Below are 17449 nucleotides of genomic sequence, written 5' to 3' on the forward strand. Positions count from 1 at the left end.
AAGGACAAAATGCTACTGGCGCCGGTATCACCATCGCCAACTGGGCGAATAGAGCGTTAAGATAAATTAGTAGCGCCGTCCCTAATGATATCGCCCAGCACCTTTGCAAAACTTGCTGCTGACTAAATGCACTAAATATTCAATTTCACCTAATTTACTCTGCAATAGCGACTATCCCTACCTGTGCGGGAATGCTTAGGGATGACACTTGTTTGGGCAGTGGAGGGCGACTTTGCGGGTTGACGGGCATCCCATAGTTGTTTTTTTTGATTTGATAAAGTGGTATAAACTCGAGCCATTGAACCGCTGGTTTTCCTGCGCATTCCAATTAACAAGTCTGTTTTAATGTTTTTCTGACATAGGGTGTTAACCCCAAAGGTTGTGTTCTATTGCGTTTACTTTCAGTGCTCGGTATATGGATTTTATGTGTTGGTCTTGTGGCAATTATCGCAGTGCAGGAAGGTAAATCTTATCTAGAATCCAAGTCAAATCGCATGCTAACCGAGGTTTCTGCACGGCTTGAAATCGAATTAGACAAATATCGAACCCTGCCGAAAGTTTTGACCTTGCACCCGGTTATTGAGACTGCGTTATTAAAAACAACCCCTGAGATTGATCAAGACGCCAACCTGTTATTGGCCCGCTACAATAATTCGTTGTCTAGTGAGGCCGTATATTTGATTGACGCAACTGGTGTCACCATAGCCTCGAGCAATTGGGACCAAGCAAATAGCTTTGTGGGTAGCGATTATCACTTTAGACCCTATTTTCAGCAGGCGATGATGGGCAATGAAGGAAGTTACTTTGCCTTGGGTACGGTTTCTAAGCAGCGTGGCTACTACTTTTCCCAACCCGTTCGCAGAGACGATGAAGTCTTAGGGGTATTAGTCATTAAAGTATCCCTCACTGCAATTGAAGATGGGTGGTCAGGGCAGGGACTAGAGTTTTTACTTACAGACATATACGGCGTGGTGTTTTATGGCTCTCAAGCGGAGTGGAACTACAAAGCACTTGCGAGTTTGCCGGTTGACGTTGAGCAACAACTCATTGAGCAGCGCCAATATGATGGCATGCCGATTCAACAATTAACCGATTTTGCCAATAATAGCGATGTTCTCAACAGTAAAAAATTCTATTTACCATTCAAAGGTAGTTCAAAATCTTTTTATCAAACCCACAAAGATATGAGTCCTGTAGGCTGGCGTCTTTTTGCGCTTACTCCGGTCAATATGATCAACCAGATTGTTTTTTGGAGTTTGGCAGTTGCTACGGTATTTTTCGTGTTGTTTTACCTTGTGAGTTTTTATTGGCGAAGAACAGTCGATGCGCAGAAACAACTAGCAGCGATAAACGAAGAGCTTGAGCACCGTGTTGAGACTCGCACAACCGAGCTTCGTCAATCGAACAATCAATTAATCAGTATTATTGATAAGCAAAAGCAGACCGAAAAAATACTAAAAGAAACTCAGTTTGAATTGATCCAAGCCGGCAAGTTGGCGTTGCTTGGCGAAATGTCAGCAAGTATTAATCATGAACTGAATCAACCATTGACGGCGATGCGAACTTATACCGAAACATTACTGATGATGGTGTCAAAAGGGAAACTGGACAATTTGGAACATAATGCTCAGGAGATCTTAAAGCTCAACAAGATGATGGCAAAAATCGTTGGACAATATAAATTGTTTGCACGCAAATCTGTCGGCAAAATGGGACCTGTTTGTATTCAAGAAATCCTATCAGCGTCGCTATCAATCTTAGATGCAAAAATGCAGAAAATAGGGGTTAAGCTTGATGTTGAGGGGAAATTAGCAGGAATTCAAGTTTTGGCCGAATCCGTTCCATTGGAGCAAGTCCTGGTTAATCTTCTTAACAACGCCCTGCAAGCTTGTGTGGATACCGACATCCCAGCAATCGATATTAAAGTCGAGCATGATCAAAACTTAGTTACTATCAGCGTGGCGGACAATGGCCCGGGATTCCCTCAGGGTGTAATTGAGCATGTTTTTGAGCCGTTTTATACCACCAAAGGGCAGGGCTTGGGATTAGGCTTAACTATATCAAAACGCATTGTTGAATCTTTCGGAGGTACCATTGGGGCTAGTAATGGCGCAGTCAACGGCGCTGTATTTACCGTGATTCTTGCGCGTTTCAAAGAAGATAATAAAATATGACTTTACCTATTATAATTGTTGATGATGAATCAGCAATACTGCATTCACTATCCCAACTGTTAGAGCTTGAAGATTATCTGCCAACCACTTTTACCGATGCGCGCAAGGCGCTGGAAATATTGGAACCGAACTGGCCCGGAGTTATTCTCAGCGATATCAATATGCCAGGCATGGATGGAATTGCATTTTTAAAAAGTGCCCTGAAAATTGATTCTGAACTTCCGATTGTTATGTTGACTGGCCATGGTGATATATCCACCGCGGTAGAAGCAATGCGCCTAGGGGCCTATGATTTTATCGAAAAGCCCTTTTCAAATGAGCATATCTTAGACGTCCTAAAGCGGGCGGGTGAGAAACGTGCGTTAGTATTAGAAAACAGAGAGCTCAAAAATGAGCTTTCAGCGCAAGGCGTGGCTGGCCCACGGATACTGGGGAATACCGCAAAAATTAAAGAATTACGCAGAGTACTGACTCATGTAAAAGATATACCTGCTGATGTACTGATCAAGGGAGAGACAGGTTCCGGTAAAGACTTAGTCGCTAGGTATCTGCATTACAACAGCACTAGACATAATGAAAACTTCGTCGCAATCAACTGTGGTGCTATTCCTGAAAGCATGATTGAAAGTGAGTTATTTGGATTTGAAGCTGGTGCGTTTACCAGTGCCCAAAAGCGTCGAGTGGGCAAAATTGAATATGCCAATGGCGGTACATTTTTTCTAGATGAAATTGAAAGCATGCCAATGGCGTTGCAGATTAAGTTGCTTCGTGTTTTGGAGGAAAGACGTATTGAACCTCTCGGCAGCAACAAGCAAGTAGATCTCACTATCCGTTTTGTTGCGGCAGCGAAGGTGGATTTGCTCGAATTAGTCGGCAGAGGTGAGTTTCGAGAAGATCTCTATTATCGACTCAATGTGATCAATATTGAAATTCCTCCTTTGCGAGAAAGGAAAGAGGATATTTCGCTACTTTTTCAACATTTCGCGGCAATGGCGAGTACCCGTTTTAACACCGATACCCCCAAACTAACTGCGGAGCAGATTTACCACCTTAAAATGCATAGCTGGCCGGGCAATATCCGAGAGTTGCGCAATACCGCCGAACGGTTTGTGTTGATGGGGGGAGTATCAGTACTTGATAGTGCTGAATCTCTTACTAACGGTAAAGCTGAAATGTCATTAGTTGAAAAAGTTGCCCACTATGAGACCAGCGTGCTGCAAGAAGCGTTGCTCGCTAACGAAGGACGGCTAGTAGACGTGCAGCAACAGCTCGGTCTACCTAGAAAGACGCTATACGATAAGATGCGAAAATACGGCCTCGAAAAGGATGATTACAAGCAGTAAACGAATAATTGGCTGCTCACGGGAGTACTTCGTGAGTAGCAATATTAATAGTTACTAAGAGTGTCTGTCCATGCAATTTCTAAGAGTGGCTGTCCATGCAATTTTACTAAGAGTGGCTGTCCATGCAATTTATTTGGTCCATGCAATTTTAGAAAACGGGTGGACTTCCATCCATTTGTATTTTTATCAGGTGTCAACTCCCACCCGTTTGAGACTGAAAAGAATCATATCAATTTTAGATTTTGCTATAACATATTGATTGTTTTAGATAAATTTGATTTTTTGAATTGTGGCAAAGTTGTTGCAGTTATGTGATAGCTGTTAAAAAGTTTTTGAAAGATGATTTTCTTGGTTTCATTAACACTAACAGTTCCAGCTAACAGGACACACTGAATACCAAAGGTATAAAACAATGATAAATTTGATAACCCATGGGATTAGAAATAAATACACTTTGCCCAAATCCCTATGTTGCTTCGTATTAGCAAGTTCTTTTTCACTCCCAAGCATCGCCCAGTCGAATAACCAAAATCAACAAAATAACTCGGGAAATTTAGAAAAAATATCGGTTTTAGGCTCTCAGATAAAAGGTGCCGAAATCAGCGAGGCATTAGCAATGTCTCAACTTGATGGTGAAGATATTGACATTATGGGGGTAGATTCGGGTGAAGAATTATTGCGTCTTATCCCAGAAAATGGTCAAAACTTTTTTAATGAGGCAGGCAATATCAGTGGGGGAGTCAACGCTGCCCGCGGCGATGTAGGCGCATTTAACTTGCGTAATATTGGAACAGGTAACACCTTAGTGCTTCTTAATGGCAGACGAATGGTCAATTCAGCCGGTTTTCAAACCGAAGAAGTCGGCGGCAGTTTTGTGCCTGTTAACACAGTAAATTCACAAACTATCCCAATCTATGGTGCTAAACGGGTCGAAGTCTTACGTGATGGTGCGTCAGCTATTTATGGTGCAGATGCTGTTGCGGGTGTAGTGAATACGGTTACTCCTAACGACTTCACTGGCTTTGATATTCGTGTGAAGTGGCAAGAATACGAAAACCTTCCCAGAGACGACCAAACTCTGTCGATGCACTGGGGGAAGGATTTCAATGGTGGAAATACTAACGTTGGCGTAATATTTAATTATTATCAACGTGATAGGGTTAATTCTCAGGATGATCCTCGCTGGGGTAACTCTGATTTTACCGAACGATTGTCAACTGACTCTCCTTGGTACGGGCATTCTGAGTTTGATAATACCAGTGCTAATTCATTGTATGGTCAGTTCGATGTTGTTGAACGACTTTCTTCAGGTCACAGCTTGCGTGCTAACGATATAGTTGATAATGCTGGAGAATTTGAAACTTATCCATCAGGTGATTCTCGTTGTTCATGGGAGCTAGGTAATGGTTTATGTGCAGCTGAAGATGGCCAAGGCACTATTCGCTTCAATGTAAATCAAAATCGTGACTTGGCTTCTGAACTAAGCCGCGCCAATGTATTTATTAATATCAACCATACATTCGACAACGGCTGGGAAGCCTTTACTGAGATGATGGGCTATAAGTCAGATACTAACCTTACACGACATCCGACAACATCCTTCTCGTCCTCCAAATTGGTTGTTGCCGCAGACAACTATTACAACCCATTTGGACCTTGTGGCTCAGTTAATCGTCTACCCGATGAGGTCATTGGAGATGATGTACCTTGCGAAGGTTTAGCGTTGCAGATCGACAATTATCGTTTTGCAGAGGTACCACGACAGGTGGATAACGATGGCAAAACATTCCGTCTCCTGCAGGGCTTACGAGGTTATTATGGCGATTGGGATTGGGAAACAGCGATTTCATGGTCGAAGGATAAAAAGCAAGACGTGACTCATAATCGAGTGTCAAACTTGCTAATGCAAGAGGCCCTTAATGATACTACCGAAGCCGCATACAATCCATTCAGCGCGGGTGTAAATTCAAATATAGAGCGTGCTCAAATTAGTGTATCGCGCATCAGTGAAACTGAGCTAAAAACCTTCGATGTGAAGTTTTCAAATAGCGGTTTATACGAGCTTCCTGCAGGCTACGTTGGCTTCGTGGCGGGATATGAATATCGACAAGAATCATTTGTCGATGATCGTGATCCACGTTTGGATGGCACTATTCAATTTACCGATGCCGAGGGCGATACCTATCCATTTGTGTCAGACGTGGTGAATTCTAGTCCGACGCCAGATAATTCTGGTAAACGGGATGTATCGTCACTATTTGCCGAGTTACAAATACCCGTATTGGATTCTTTAGATGTGCAAGTGGCTTTGCGTTATGAAGATTTCTCAGATGTGGGAGACACCACAGTTGGTAAGTTTGCCTTCGGTTGGCGGCCTGTCGAGCCGTTATTGTTAAGAGGCTCATGGTCACAAGCTTTTAGAGCGCCGAATCTTGTTACCATAAATGAAGAAATTGTCGCTCGTACTCAAACTCGAACTGACTACGCCTGCTTATATGCCGCTGAATATGGCGGAGATCCAGGCCAAGATGTGTTGGATTGTAATTATTCGCTTCAGCGTATAGCACAAGGTAGCGACGAATTAGAGCCTGAAAAATCTGACAACACCTCTATCGGTATTGTTTTCGAGCCTTTAGATGGTCTGGCTATTACGCTAGATTATTGGTCGATTAAAAAAGAAAACACGATTGGCTTATTTGGAGAAGAAAATCACACTTTACTAGATTTGCTTAACCGTATTGAGCAAGGTACTGCCAATTGTGAAGGAGCACAATTTAATCCAGCCATTACCCGTATTGAAGCTGATGAGGATGAAGCTAGCTATTATCAAAATGCAGGTATTTGTCCTGCAGGTAATATCAATTACATTAATGATCAATACGCAAACTTGGATAAGCGTACCGTTTCAGGCCATGATCTTGGTATCTACTACGACATCTCTACCGACTTAGGCCGCTTTAAAATTGACTATAATGGGTCATTTTTAGATAAGTTTGAACAACAGGCTGGTGGTGTAGCTTCGACACTTGTTGATGCACAAAGCGACGGTTTGATCCCTACTAGTTATCCAGTTAACGGTTTCGCAGATTTAGTCGGTCGCGACGGCAATCAAAAACAGAAGCATAGCTTGCGTATGACGTGGCGCGGAGAAGAGTTTGGTGCGTCTTTAGCTGGCTATCGGATTGGTAGTTTTTATCAAAGCGTGCTGACGCTGGACGATGGTACTCGCTATGTTATACCAGCTATGACCACGTTTGATGCTACTGTTGATTATCGGACTGATATTAATGATGTAAATACACGCTTCAGGATAGGTGTGAAGAATCTTACCGATAAGCGCGCTCCGTTGGCGGCTGAATCATTTGGATTTTTCAATGATGCACATCAAGATTATGGACGTTATGCATACCTAGATGTCCGCGCAAGCTTTTAACAACCACTAATAATTTGATGGGTAATCCTTAGGGTTGCCCATCAAAATAAACAAGAGATTTTCTATGTATAAGTTTAGTTTTCTGGTGGCGATGGTCTTTTTGGCTGCTATGTCTAATTTAGTTTCAGCGACTGAAAAAAACCTGCCATGGCAAGATAATGTAAAAGGAAAATATATATTTTCTAAATGGGATGGCGGTAAGGTATCAGTCAATTTTACGGTTCCTCCAACTGCCAATGCCGACACACCTATACTATTGGTTGTACCTGGCGCTAAAAGAAACGCAGATAACTACCGAGATCAATGGCATCAATTGGCCCTTAAGCACAACTTCATTGTATTGGCGATAGGCTGCAGCTTGAAAACCTGTCAGTCGGAGTATGAATACAATATGGGGGGCATATTTGATCATACAGGTCGCAAACAAGGTGAGAATAGACAGTTTTTTTCGGTGCCTGAGTTGGTTTTCAATGATTTTGTTGAAGCGTTTCACTCCCAACAAAAAACCTTCGCCTTGTATGGGCATTCTGCAGGTGGAGGGTTTGTTCATTTATATATGTTAACCAGACCTAATGCCCCCGTGAGCCGCGCAGTGTCGGCAAATGCTGCCTTTTTCACGTTCCCCGATGAACAAATAACATTTCCGTTTGGACTAAAATCCAGCACTTTTAACAGCAAAAATGTGGAGGACTGGTTACAAACACCCTTAATCTTCATGTTAGCAGATCAGGATATTGGCCCAAGAACAAAACCATTGAGTAACAGCCAAAGAGCCCGGGAGCAAGGATTGAGTGTATTTTCTCGAGGGCTGAGTTTCTATTCAGCAGCAATAAATACAGCGGCTCAAAAGAATATTAAGCCAACATGGAAGCTGGAGATTGTCCAAGATGTAGGTCATAACAGTACTAAAATTGTACCTCATGCTTTTAAGTATCTTTTCCCTCAGTTGATTAAGGAATTATAAATCGTGTCTGCTAACTCTGCATTACCTCCTATCGACAATAAAAATGGGCGCGAAACCTACCAAAATGTAGGGCTATTGTTAGGACCAATTCTTTTTGTACTTTTTATTTTAATCCCCACGCCTATGGATCTGGCAAAAGTTGGATGGCTAACCGCGGCTGTCGGAATTTGGATGGCTGTTTGGTGGTCAACAGAGGCGGTGCCTGTTCCCGCCACTTCACTCATCCCTTTGGTGTTGTTTGAGCCCCTAGGGATTTTATCCTTAAAAGAAGCTGCTGCCCCTTATGCAAACCCTACTATCTATCTATTTCTAGGTGGCTTTATTTTGGCTGCAGCGGTTCAAAAATCTGGATTGCATCGCCGTATTGCTTATTTCATCTTGAGTTTTGTCGGTATGGGCGCACGCTCGATTATATTGGGTTTTATGCTAGTCAGTGCAATTTTGAGTATGTGGATGACGAACACATCCACCACTATGATGCTTTTGCCCATAGCGCTGTCAATTGTGTCGACCCTTGATTCTGGTGAGCAATATATTTCTGACCAGGAGAAACGTAATTTTCAGCTTTCATTGTTGTTGGGCATAGCCTATGCAGCCACGATTGGGGGAATGGCCACCTTAGTCGGAACACCACCTAATGCATTTTTAGCGGCTTTCATGAACGAAACTTACGGCATGCAAATCGATTTTGCAAAATGGATGTTGGTTGGTATTCCGTTGACGGTAGTGCTTTTGCCGGTCGCTTGGTTGTCATTGACCCGATGGGTTTATCCAGTGAGTTTTAAAACACCCCAAGAAGCCAAACTACGCTTGATTCAGCAGCGAAAAAATCTTGGTCAAGTTAGTTCTGCAGAATGGCGCGTGGGCATTGTGTTCGCGCTGACTGCATTTTTTTGGATGACCAGACCTTTGATTGCAAAATGGTTCGAAGTCGATGGCTTATCAGATGCCGGTATTGCAATATTTGCGGCGGTGAGTCTGTTCGTTATTCCATCTGGAACAACAAAGCAGACTGCACTAATGGATTGGCCTGATATGAAGGATATACCTTGGGGCATTTTACTGTTGTTCGGCGGTGGGTTGAGCCTGGCAGCCGCTGTATCTTCTTCTGGTTTAGCCCAGTGGCTTGGAGAAAGCTTAGTCAGCTTAAATGTGTTTGGCATGGTTGTGCTAGTGTTAAGTGCTACTGCATTAGTCATATTTTTAACTGAACTAACCAGTAATTTGGCCACGGCCGCTACGTTTTTGCCGGTTGTTGCTGTGATCGCTCTAGAGATGGGCGGCTCTCCAATGAGTTTGGTCGTGCCCGTAACCTTGGCGGCGAGTTGTGCTTTTATGCTACCAGTTGCAACGCCCCCAAATGCTATCGTCTTTTCATCTGGCTACATTAGCATCCCGCAAATGGCAAAAGCAGGATTCATTTTAAATATATTATGCATTGGATTGGTTACGCTAGTGTCGGTATTTATCGCTCCACTAGTATTTAAGGGCATGTAATCTACGTTTTAGCATGGACAGCCACTGCTAAAAATATACATACGTCGTATATTTTTAGCAGTCTTTTAGGACCACTTTCCATTTAATGTAATTGAAAACGATGGTGGAGTTTAAATAATCATCAAACGCTTTACCTGTTGCATAGCCGTACTCGGTTCGCACCTCCTTCAGTCCGAAATTAATTACCAATAATAGAGGTTTTATTCACTGAAAATGGTTGCTATATTTTAGTGGCAGATTAACTCAAATTAAAATTCGCTTGGGCGTGTATTACGTTACGTAACTGAAAGAAATTAAATCTTAAGGAACCAAACTTGCAGCAGCATGGTGATTATGCAGTTGGTCGCATAGGCCAAGTAGTGTTATTTATGGGCCGTGGACCATGGAATGACGAAACACTCTACATGGGAGCTAAGGAGCTAGGACAGATCATTAGTAGTATCGACCAGAATAGACCATGGGCACAATTCAGCTACTTAGTTGGTGAAAGTATCATGCCCCCATCAGCTTATAAGCTCTTTGACAAACATACTAAAATACGCAAAGAAAAGGGCCTCGAAGCCCTTAGTATTGTCATTAGAAAAACTGACATTCGAAACACTATTAAGCATCAATTAAGTGAGGCTTATAGTGCGGCTAATTTGCTACATGAGTTTTTTGATGAGGTAGAACCCGCGCGACTGTGGCTTATGAGTAAAGGATTTTTGCTGGATCAAGCCGAATTAAATAAGTTTATAGAAAACTGTAATTTTATTTAAACTAGTAATCGTTTTGGTTGTCGCTTAAAGAACAATGAAAACTGTACTTAATACTAGACCTAATTTGCTGGTAACGATCCCTTTAACCGCTAGAATATTGATTAAATATCGCGCAAATGGATTTTTGGCATGCCTTTACCCAGGAAACGATTAATTTGTTTAGCTGAAACCCCTTATTATCATTGTGTCTCCCAGTGTGTGCGCCGTGCTTTTCTTTGTGGAAAAGATAAATTTAGCGGCAAAACATTTGAGCATCGAAGGCAGTGGGTTGAAGACAGACTGTTGTTTTTGTCTACTGTCTTTTGTATAGACCTATATGCTTTCGCTGTAATGAGTAATCACACTCATGTAGTTCTATGTGTCAATAAAGAAAAGGCCCTGGCTCTAAATGACATAGATGTATTATTGCAATGGCAGAAAATACATAAAATCACATTGTTAGCACAAGAGTTCATAGATAATCCACAAAATTTAAATGATGTAGAACTCAGGTCAATAACGTCTGCCATCAAAACTTACAGGCAACGCTTGTTTGATGTAAGTTGGTTCATGCGGGAGCTCAATGAACCTATAGCACGAAGGGCTAATTTGGAAGATGATTGCACGGGACATTTTTGGGAAGGGCGATTTAAATCGCAAGCCTTGCTCGATGAAGAAGCGCTAGCTGCATGTATGGTATATGTAGATTTGAATCCGATACGCGCCAATATTTCCAAAACACTTGAAACTTCAGCTCATACCAGTATTAAGGTTAGAATCCAGGATTTGAAGAATGGCAGACATACCAAAGGCTTAAAACCCTTTACCAAAAGCCTACAACCAAACCTAAAGGACGGTATACATATTGAGCTGTCTGAGTACATTAAACTGTTAAGAGCGACAGCTCAATACCAGCAATCAATTGTGCAGTCTTTAATCCCCCTTAAACTTGTTCCTATTTTTAAGCAACTAAATATGAATCCTAAAGAGTGGCTAACCTATAGCCAATGGTTTGAAGCCACTTTTAGTATCGCAGCAGGTCAAAGAGACTCGCTGGAAAGATTCAAAATTAACACTCATCGTATGCGGATCAATGCACCTAAACGCATAGCTTAATTATCAGTTAAATCACGGCCAGTAGGTCGCTCGCAATCAATAAAGATATTTCAATACTAATTGGCGATTATTTGCGTCCATCATCCCCAAAGCTGAACGCAACAAGTAGCGGCTAAGTGGAGCACGTTCCCTTCTTAAATATAATAATATAACGATGCATGTCTATATTATTTGCGTTACTTGTAATTTAGCGATGCCTGTCCATGCTATTGCGATTTAGCGATGCCTGTCCATGCTATTGGTCCATGCTATTGCGTGCTATTGCGATCAATTACGGACGTACTAGTATAATTTGAATATTTTCCGCATAATCTCAGCACATTTAAAAAACGTACTCAATAAAAATGAATAAAACTCTAGTCATTACTGGGGGCTCTTCTGGTATCGGGTTGGCCATCGTTAATAAATTTTTGGCGGGGGGCTATCAGGTCTTTAATCTTGATATAAAAGATGTCGATAGCAATAGCCATAATCTCAAAAATATAAAGTGCGATGTTACCGATCATGGCTCAGTTACTAAAGTGCTCTTAGATATATGCAGCGCACAGACTATAGACGTGCTCATTTCAAATGCTGGTAAACATGTTTCAGCGAATATTGAACAGACCAGCGAACAAGATCTTTTGGATTTATTCAATTTGAATGTCAAAGGAGCTTATTCAGTTACCCGCGCCGTTTTACCGAGTATGAAGGCTGCAAAAAATGGAGTAATCATCTATATTGCTTCTGATCAAGCCATCATCGGCAAACCCAATTCATTTGCATACAACTTGTCAAAGCATGCACTAGCTTCTATGGCAAAAACGACCGCACTGGATTACGCAAAGTTTAACGTCAGAGCCAATGCATTGTGTCCAGGCACAATTGAAACACCGCTGTATCACCAAGCTATTGATAATTATTGTCAGCAGTCTGGAGCTGACACTATTATAACGCATCAAGAGGAAGCTGCTTTGCAGCCGCTCAATCGTATCGGCCAACCTGAGGAGGTAGCCGCTTTTGCATGGTTTTTGGCAAGTCAAGAAGCTAGTTTCATTACAGGCAGCCTTCAAAGTATTGACGGTGGATATACTACGCAATAGTCAAAATGACTCAATTAATATTGATAAAAATAATGAAAGGAAAGGGATACAGTTAATCAATGCAGCATCTTGATATCATCGATCCTCATATCCATTTATTTGATTTGGAAAAAGGTGAATACACTTGGCTAAAAACTCAATTTTGGCAAGATAAGGCTAATATTAGTCAAAGCTTCTGTGACTCGTCATTGATAGTTAAATCACCCTTGTCCCTGGTCGGGTATGTTCATATTGAAGCCGGCTTTAATAACCCCAAACCTTGGTTAGAGATTGCTAATATCGAACAGCGACGCACACTGCCTGTGAGAACCATTGGTAGTTTAGACCTTACCCTTTCTTCTAATGACTTTAAACACAGTCTAAAAGAACAGTTACAGTACGACAGTTGTGTGGGCTTCCGGCACATATTCAATGAGCAGACAATTGACATATTGTCACATCGAAATGCAAAGAAAAACCTAGCTGATTTAAATCGTCTAAAATGTAATTTCGAACTACAAATTACAGTGTTTAGTCCAACCACAATTGAAAAAGTAATTAAAGTATTTGCCTTTTATTCTGATATCAAACTCGTATTAAATCATGCTGGCTTTGCACCTATTCAAGCTGAAAATTTAACGCAGGCTAGCGAATATTCGCTTTGGCAGAATGCAATGAGGCGATTAGCTGAGGGCACCAATGCTCATGTCAAATGTTCAGGATGGGAAATGACTAATGCTAACTACACCCAAAACCACTTAATACAGCCGCTTACTTTTCTTAAATCGGTCTATGGACAGTCACGTGTAATGTTCGCAAGTAACTTTCCTTTATGCCTATTAACAATGGATTACCAAACATATTGGACAACCGTGATTCAAGTTGCCCAACATGTTGGTCTTTCACCAAAAGTGGTTTGTCACGACAATGCATTTAAGCTTTATAAATTCAATACTCACTGAGTTTATTTCACAGTTAGATGAGGTGAGCGCTTAATTATTTCATCGTTTAGCTCAATACCAATGCCAGGTAGGTCAGGTACTTTAAATATGCCATTCTCAGGCTGATAATCTTGAATGCACAGCTCCCGATTCCAATATTTGATAGCGTAGGTGTGGTGTTCATGGATCAAAAAATTGGGAATAGCAGCTTCTAGTTGCAAAGCAGCCGCTGTTGCAACAGGGCCTCCACACACGTGTGCTTGAATACGAATGTCATACACATCTGCATAGTCGCAGACTTTTTTTGCTTCGGTAAAACCACCACACAAACCCACGTCTGGCTGCAGGACATCGATAGACTGATCTTCAAAATAGGGGCGCACGTCCCATCTATGATAAAGTCGCTCACCCCCTGCGATAGGTACATTTACGTTTTCTGCAACTTTTTTATGTACAGCAGAGTTTAGGTAATTGACGGGCTCTTCAAACATCATGCAGCCCACTTCTTCAACGATCTTGCCCATTTGAATTGCAGATGCACAGCCCATAAGTGAGTGAGCTTCGAAAATAATATCTACTTCATCGCCGACTTCGGTGCGAATAGCACGTAACCTATCGCCAAAAAGCTTCATTTGTTTTGGAGTAAATAGCTTGGTGCGATCAAAACTTGAATCACCATTTTCATCGTACACTATAGGGTCAACTTTAACGGCGTCATATCCTTCGGCCATCGCTTTGGCAGCCGCTCTGGCGTAGTCCGCAGGCGTCAGCATTTTTACGCAATCTTGGCTCCAATCAAACTGAAGTTGGCTCGCATAGGTACGCAAATTATCGTTAGTTTTTCCGCCTAACAGTTGGTAGACCGGGACATTTAGAGCTTTTCCTTTAATATCCCACAATGCGGTATCAATCGCACTCATCGCAGAATAAAGAACGGGGCCTCCACCTAGTCCCCAAAAACTCTCCCGTAACATTCTTGACCACAATAATTCAGTTTTGAACGGGTCAAAACCTATTAATACGGCTTCTGCGATTTCTTTGATCATGGCCGCAGCCGCACTGTGTCCCCAATCGTAGGCTAATCCCGCCTCGCCGACACCATGGATGCCTTCATCAGTATGGATACGCACGAAAATCGGGTTCCAAGGTGGACGTTCAGGGCAATGAATATCGAAGATCTCTACGTGAGTTATTTTCATTATTTGCAACTTATCTAAAAAGGTTCATAAATTAATGGTCAAAATCTGGGTGCTGGCGTTTCACTCTGCGCATCATCGCAGGCCACGCCTTTTGCCCTCCGGTTAACCCTGTATGTACAATTTTGGCTTGCCCCTTGATGCCCTCGATCACAGATTGATCTACTCGAACAATCTGGTCAGTACTATGTAGCAGCTTGACTTGAATTTCACACGCTCGAATTAAATCGTACATGTGCATGAATGCATCGCCAATGGTTTTGCCCATGGTAAGCGCACCATGATTGCGCAATAACATAAAATTGGCATCACCTAGATCGTCTTGCAAGCGTTTAATTTCATCATGGTTAACCGCCAACCCTTCATAACTATGGTAGCTAATACTAGCCAGTGCAAATGCTGCATATTGGCTATAAGGTAAAAGTCCCTGCTGGCAACTTGCCACCGCAATGGCATCGGTATGATGCAGGTGCAAAGCACATTGCTCGTCATGCCTAGCCTTGTGCACTGCGCTATGAATTGTGAAACCGGCGGGGTTTATTTCAAAAGGACAATCGAGATCCAAGATGTTCCCTTCAACATCAATCTTTACCAGATTTGAGGCTGTCACTTCTTCAAAGGCTAGTCCAAATGCATTGATTAGTAACTCGTCAGTACCGGGGATACGCGCTGAGATGTGGGTATGAATTAGATCGTCCCATCCATGGATCACCATTAGCCTGTAACATGCGGCTAATTCTATGCGGGTTTGCCACTCTGTTTTAGACACAATATGTCGTAAATCGACCTGTGGTATTTCATACATATTTGAGCTGCCTCATACTCGCAGAATATTTAAAAATCTAATCATATCATGCCTTTCAAGCAGGTAAATCTATCCTTTGAGAGTATTTGGCTGAAGAAAGGTCTGAAACATAAAGTAGGCATGACGCTGTGGAATTTAACTAGCGCTTCAGTTGCTTAAGCTAACAAGATCTGTGGTCTTCTAAAGTACTCTAGGCTCCACTGAAGGGAACAGTTTGTGATGTCCGCGCAATAATTCTTGAAATGATTTGGCGGTTAGGAATGCCTGTCCACACATTAGTTAGTCCACATAGTAGCCATTAAACTCGAACCTAGCAGACTTGAATAAACTAGATTAGCGATTTATTTTGTGGCAATTGACGCAGCCACCCGCTAGTTTTCCGGCGAAATAGAAACGAGGTTCTTGCAAAGAAGCTGCAACCCGCGCTTCGTCTACTTTGCTAACAAAATCTCGCATGAAATCCTGTAAAAATGGGTGACTAGCTCCAGCATCGCCGGCTTGCAATTTAGACGCGATTCTTTCGATATTATGCAATGCAGTCATAACTTGCTCTTGCTGCAGCTCTGCTCCGTTCAATTGTTCTTCAGTATTCAGAGCTAGCGCGCTATCTAAAATACGCATTTGCTGGGCAAGTCTAGCCATATTTGAACGCAGTTCAGCAGGTTCAACGTACTTGAATTCAGGAGGGTAAGTCACTTTGCGGATAGATTCCGACAGTTGGTTGCTACATCCCACAATACTGCAAAGGCCAACTAGCAAAAAACAAATGGTTAATAGTATTTTGCTCATTGGCATTTTCATCTAACAGAATCCTTAATTAATTGACTACTTGAAATCAAAGTTCACTTTCGGTTTTTTGGATCATGCTAAACAATTGATCCTTCAAATTGAGACGACGCTTTTTGAGTGACTCTAAGTAGTCGTCAGCCACTGGCGCGTTTTCTTCCTCTAAATGGTGTATTTCGCTATCTAACTCATGATATTGGTCAAACAATTTAGCAAAATGATTATCGTTCATTTTTAGGTGGCGAATAGTGTGGTGATGATCTGGAAAGTCTTTGAGTAACGTATGTTTTTCCAATTGCATAGAAGATGAGCCTTATTTATCAAATACTATTTTAAAAATACATTATGCGGCTCTTAGGGATTGATTTATTGATCCAAATCATATTTTTCGTGAAAGATGTATCAAACAATTATTGTCGCAGAATTAATGCATTGCTTTAAGGGCATTTAAAACTTGGTTCGAAAACCTTCCTGTGCCACTACATCCTGCATTTATTATCTACAGCAACACAAAGAAGTGGAAACTTATAGAATTTGTGGTGGCTGTCCATGCTATTTCATATTGAGTGAAGGATGGTGAGCAATATTCTTAAGGTTAAAAAGGCCTATTTAAATGTTATTCCACAATTCGCTGTTCGCTTAAAACCTCTATAATTCATGGGCTTGCAACACTAATTTTAATGTAATATGCTCCACTTTGTAATTTTCTACTCATGGTAGAGTAATAATAAGAAGAAGTAATATAAGGAATCACTTCATAATGTTCAGAAAAAGAAATAATTTTATAGCTTTAGCCTTTTGTTCAACCTTAGCCATTAGTGGGTGTGCAAGCAAATCAAAAGATATTCCTGCGACTTATGTATCACCAAATGAATACGCTAGTCTCGACTGTCCTACACTTCAAGCAGAGATTACGGACATTTCTACCAGAGTAAATACAATTACTGGTCAAGTAGATAAAGAGGCTTCCAACGATTCTATGCAAATGGGGATAGGATTAGTTTTATTTTGGCCCGCATTGTTATTTCTTGAAGGTGGCGATGGTGCTCTGCAAGCAGACTATGCTTTGCTTAAAGGCAAATATGAAGCCGCAAATACACAATTTAGTAGAAAAAACTGCTCTACCAACACAAAACAAAGTGCTGAGGCCGTTACACCAGTAGATACCCCAAAAACTTCTGAACAGACAGATACAACAAATTAATAAATCAGATACCAACCTACTAATAATTTTAGTAGGTTGACTGTCGCACAGTTTTCGACCTCTTTAAGATTTCCCAATCAAATTAACACTCGATAATGTTAAAATTGAGGGTGGCGTGGGCTGTTTTCTCCCGTGTAAAATCAATTTTCCTTGCTTAAAGCTGGAATTACATGTTGATTATAAAATCATAAA

General features: G+C 41.6%; 14 protein-coding genes. 10 read left to right on the forward strand and 4 right to left on the reverse strand.

Annotated features, from left to right (window positions below; genetic code table 11):
- The first annotated feature begins 389 nt into the window (after positions 1 to 389).
- The 9 genes from QR722_RS04715 (at position 390) to QR722_RS04755 (ending at position 13287) form a co-directional block, all read left to right on the forward strand.
- Positions 390 to 2174 (forward strand): sensor histidine kinase, encoded by a 1785-nt coding sequence (locus QR722_RS04715; protein WP_286285732.1) that lies wholly within the window; start codon positions 390 to 392, stop codon positions 2172 to 2174.
- Entirely contained in the window at positions 2171 to 3517 is a 1347-nt protein-coding gene (locus QR722_RS04720) for a sigma-54-dependent transcriptional regulator (protein WP_286285734.1), read from the forward strand. The genes QR722_RS04715 and QR722_RS04720 overlap by 4 nt, the downstream gene beginning before the upstream one ends.
- 412 nt (positions 3518 to 3929) lie before the next feature.
- Positions 3930 to 6950: a TonB-dependent receptor domain-containing protein gene (locus QR722_RS04725; protein WP_286285737.1), complete on the forward strand. Its 3021-nt coding sequence runs from the start codon at positions 3930 to 3932 to the stop codon at positions 6948 to 6950.
- A gap of 64 nt (positions 6951 to 7014) precedes the next feature.
- Complete coding sequence (locus tag QR722_RS04730) at positions 7015 to 7914, forward strand: alpha/beta fold hydrolase (RefSeq protein ID WP_286285739.1); 900 nt, start codon at positions 7015 to 7017, stop codon at positions 7912 to 7914.
- A gap of 3 nt (positions 7915 to 7917) precedes the next feature.
- A complete protein-coding gene (locus QR722_RS04735; protein ID WP_286285740.1) occupies positions 7918 to 9411 on the forward strand; it encodes an SLC13 family permease in 1494 nt (497 codons plus the stop codon).
- Positions 9412 to 9725: 314 nt separating this feature from the next.
- Positions 9726 to 10169 carry a hypothetical protein gene (locus QR722_RS04740; protein ID WP_286285744.1) on the forward strand — a complete coding sequence of 148 codons (444 nt, stop codon included), beginning with the start codon at positions 9726 to 9728 and terminating at the stop codon, positions 10167 to 10169.
- A gap of 129 nt (positions 10170 to 10298) precedes the next feature.
- Positions 10299 to 11264: a transposase gene (locus tag QR722_RS04745; protein WP_286285746.1), complete on the forward strand. Its 966-nt coding sequence runs from the start codon at positions 10299 to 10301 to the stop codon at positions 11262 to 11264.
- Positions 11265 to 11608: 344 nt separating this feature from the next.
- Positions 11609 to 12346: an SDR family NAD(P)-dependent oxidoreductase gene (locus QR722_RS04750; protein WP_286285748.1), complete on the forward strand. Its 738-nt coding sequence runs from the start codon at positions 11609 to 11611 to the stop codon at positions 12344 to 12346.
- A 59-nt stretch (positions 12347 to 12405) separates the two neighbouring features.
- The gene (locus tag QR722_RS04755) at positions 12406 to 13287 is read left to right on the forward strand and encodes an amidohydrolase family protein (RefSeq protein ID WP_286285749.1); all 882 of its coding nucleotides are present in this window, start codon (positions 12406 to 12408) and stop codon (positions 13285 to 13287) included.
- A 2-nt stretch (positions 13288 to 13289) separates the two neighbouring features.
- Here the strand turns inward: QR722_RS04755 and QR722_RS04760 are convergent, their stop codons facing one another.
- From QR722_RS04760 to QR722_RS04775, 4 genes are all read right to left on the reverse strand, one after another.
- Entirely contained in the window at positions 13290 to 14465 is a 1176-nt protein-coding gene (locus QR722_RS04760) for a mandelate racemase/muconate lactonizing enzyme family protein (RefSeq protein ID WP_286285750.1), read from the reverse strand.
- Positions 14466 to 14496: 31 nt separating this feature from the next.
- Positions 14497 to 15267 carry a class II aldolase/adducin family protein gene (locus tag QR722_RS04765; RefSeq protein WP_286285751.1) on the reverse strand — a complete coding sequence of 257 codons (771 nt, stop codon included), beginning with the start codon at positions 15265 to 15267 and terminating at the stop codon, positions 14497 to 14499.
- Positions 15268 to 15600: 333 nt separating this feature from the next.
- Entirely contained in the window at positions 15601 to 16068 is a 468-nt protein-coding gene (locus QR722_RS04770) for a hypothetical protein (protein WP_286285752.1), read from the reverse strand.
- A 34-nt stretch (positions 16069 to 16102) separates the two neighbouring features.
- Entirely contained in the window at positions 16103 to 16354 is a 252-nt protein-coding gene (locus QR722_RS04775; protein ID WP_286285755.1) for an HP1242/YdcH family protein, read from the reverse strand.
- A gap of 459 nt (positions 16355 to 16813) precedes the next feature.
- On the opposite strand from QR722_RS04775, the gene QR722_RS04780 reads away from it, so the two are divergent.
- Positions 16814 to 17257 (forward strand): hypothetical protein, encoded by a 444-nt coding sequence (locus QR722_RS04780; protein ID WP_286285757.1) that lies wholly within the window; start codon positions 16814 to 16816, stop codon positions 17255 to 17257.
- Positions 17258 to 17449: the final 192 nt, after the last annotated feature.

This window comes from Aliiglaciecola sp. LCG003 (genome assembly GCF_030316135.1).
Lineage (GTDB): Bacteria > Pseudomonadota > Gammaproteobacteria > Enterobacterales > Alteromonadaceae > Aliiglaciecola.

Bases quoted from the DNA above. Each gene is read 5' to 3' on its own strand.
- QR722_RS04720 (WP_286285734.1), top strand. From the start codon at position 2,171: ATGACTTTACCTATTATAATTGTTGATGATGAATCAGCAATACTGCAT.
- QR722_RS04725 (WP_286285737.1), top strand. From the start codon at position 3,930: ATGATAAATTTGATAACCCATGGGATTAGAAATAAATACACTTTGCCC.
- QR722_RS04730 (WP_286285739.1), top strand. From the start codon at position 7,015: ATGTATAAGTTTAGTTTTCTGGTGGCGATGGTCTTTTTGGCTGCTATG.
- QR722_RS04745 (WP_286285746.1), top strand. From the start codon at position 10,299: ATGCCTTTACCCAGGAAACGATTAATTTGTTTAGCTGAAACCCCTTAT.
- QR722_RS04750 (WP_286285748.1), top strand. From the start codon at position 11,609: ATGAATAAAACTCTAGTCATTACTGGGGGCTCTTCTGGTATCGGGTTG.
- QR722_RS04755 (WP_286285749.1), top strand. From the start codon at position 12,406: ATGCAGCATCTTGATATCATCGATCCTCATATCCATTTATTTGATTTG.
- QR722_RS04760 (WP_286285750.1), bottom strand. From the start codon at position 14,465: ATGAAAATAACTCACGTAGAGATCTTCGATATTCATTGCCCTGAACGT.
- QR722_RS04765 (WP_286285751.1), bottom strand. From the start codon at position 15,267: ATGTATGAAATACCACAGGTCGATTTACGACATATTGTGTCTAAAACA.
- QR722_RS04770 (WP_286285752.1), bottom strand. From the start codon at position 16,068: ATGAAAATGCCAATGAGCAAAATACTATTAACCATTTGTTTTTTGCTA.
- QR722_RS04775 (WP_286285755.1), bottom strand. From the start codon at position 16,354: ATGCAATTGGAAAAACATACGTTACTCAAAGACTTTCCAGATCATCAC.
- QR722_RS04780 (WP_286285757.1), top strand. From the start codon at position 16,814: ATGTTCAGAAAAAGAAATAATTTTATAGCTTTAGCCTTTTGTTCAACC.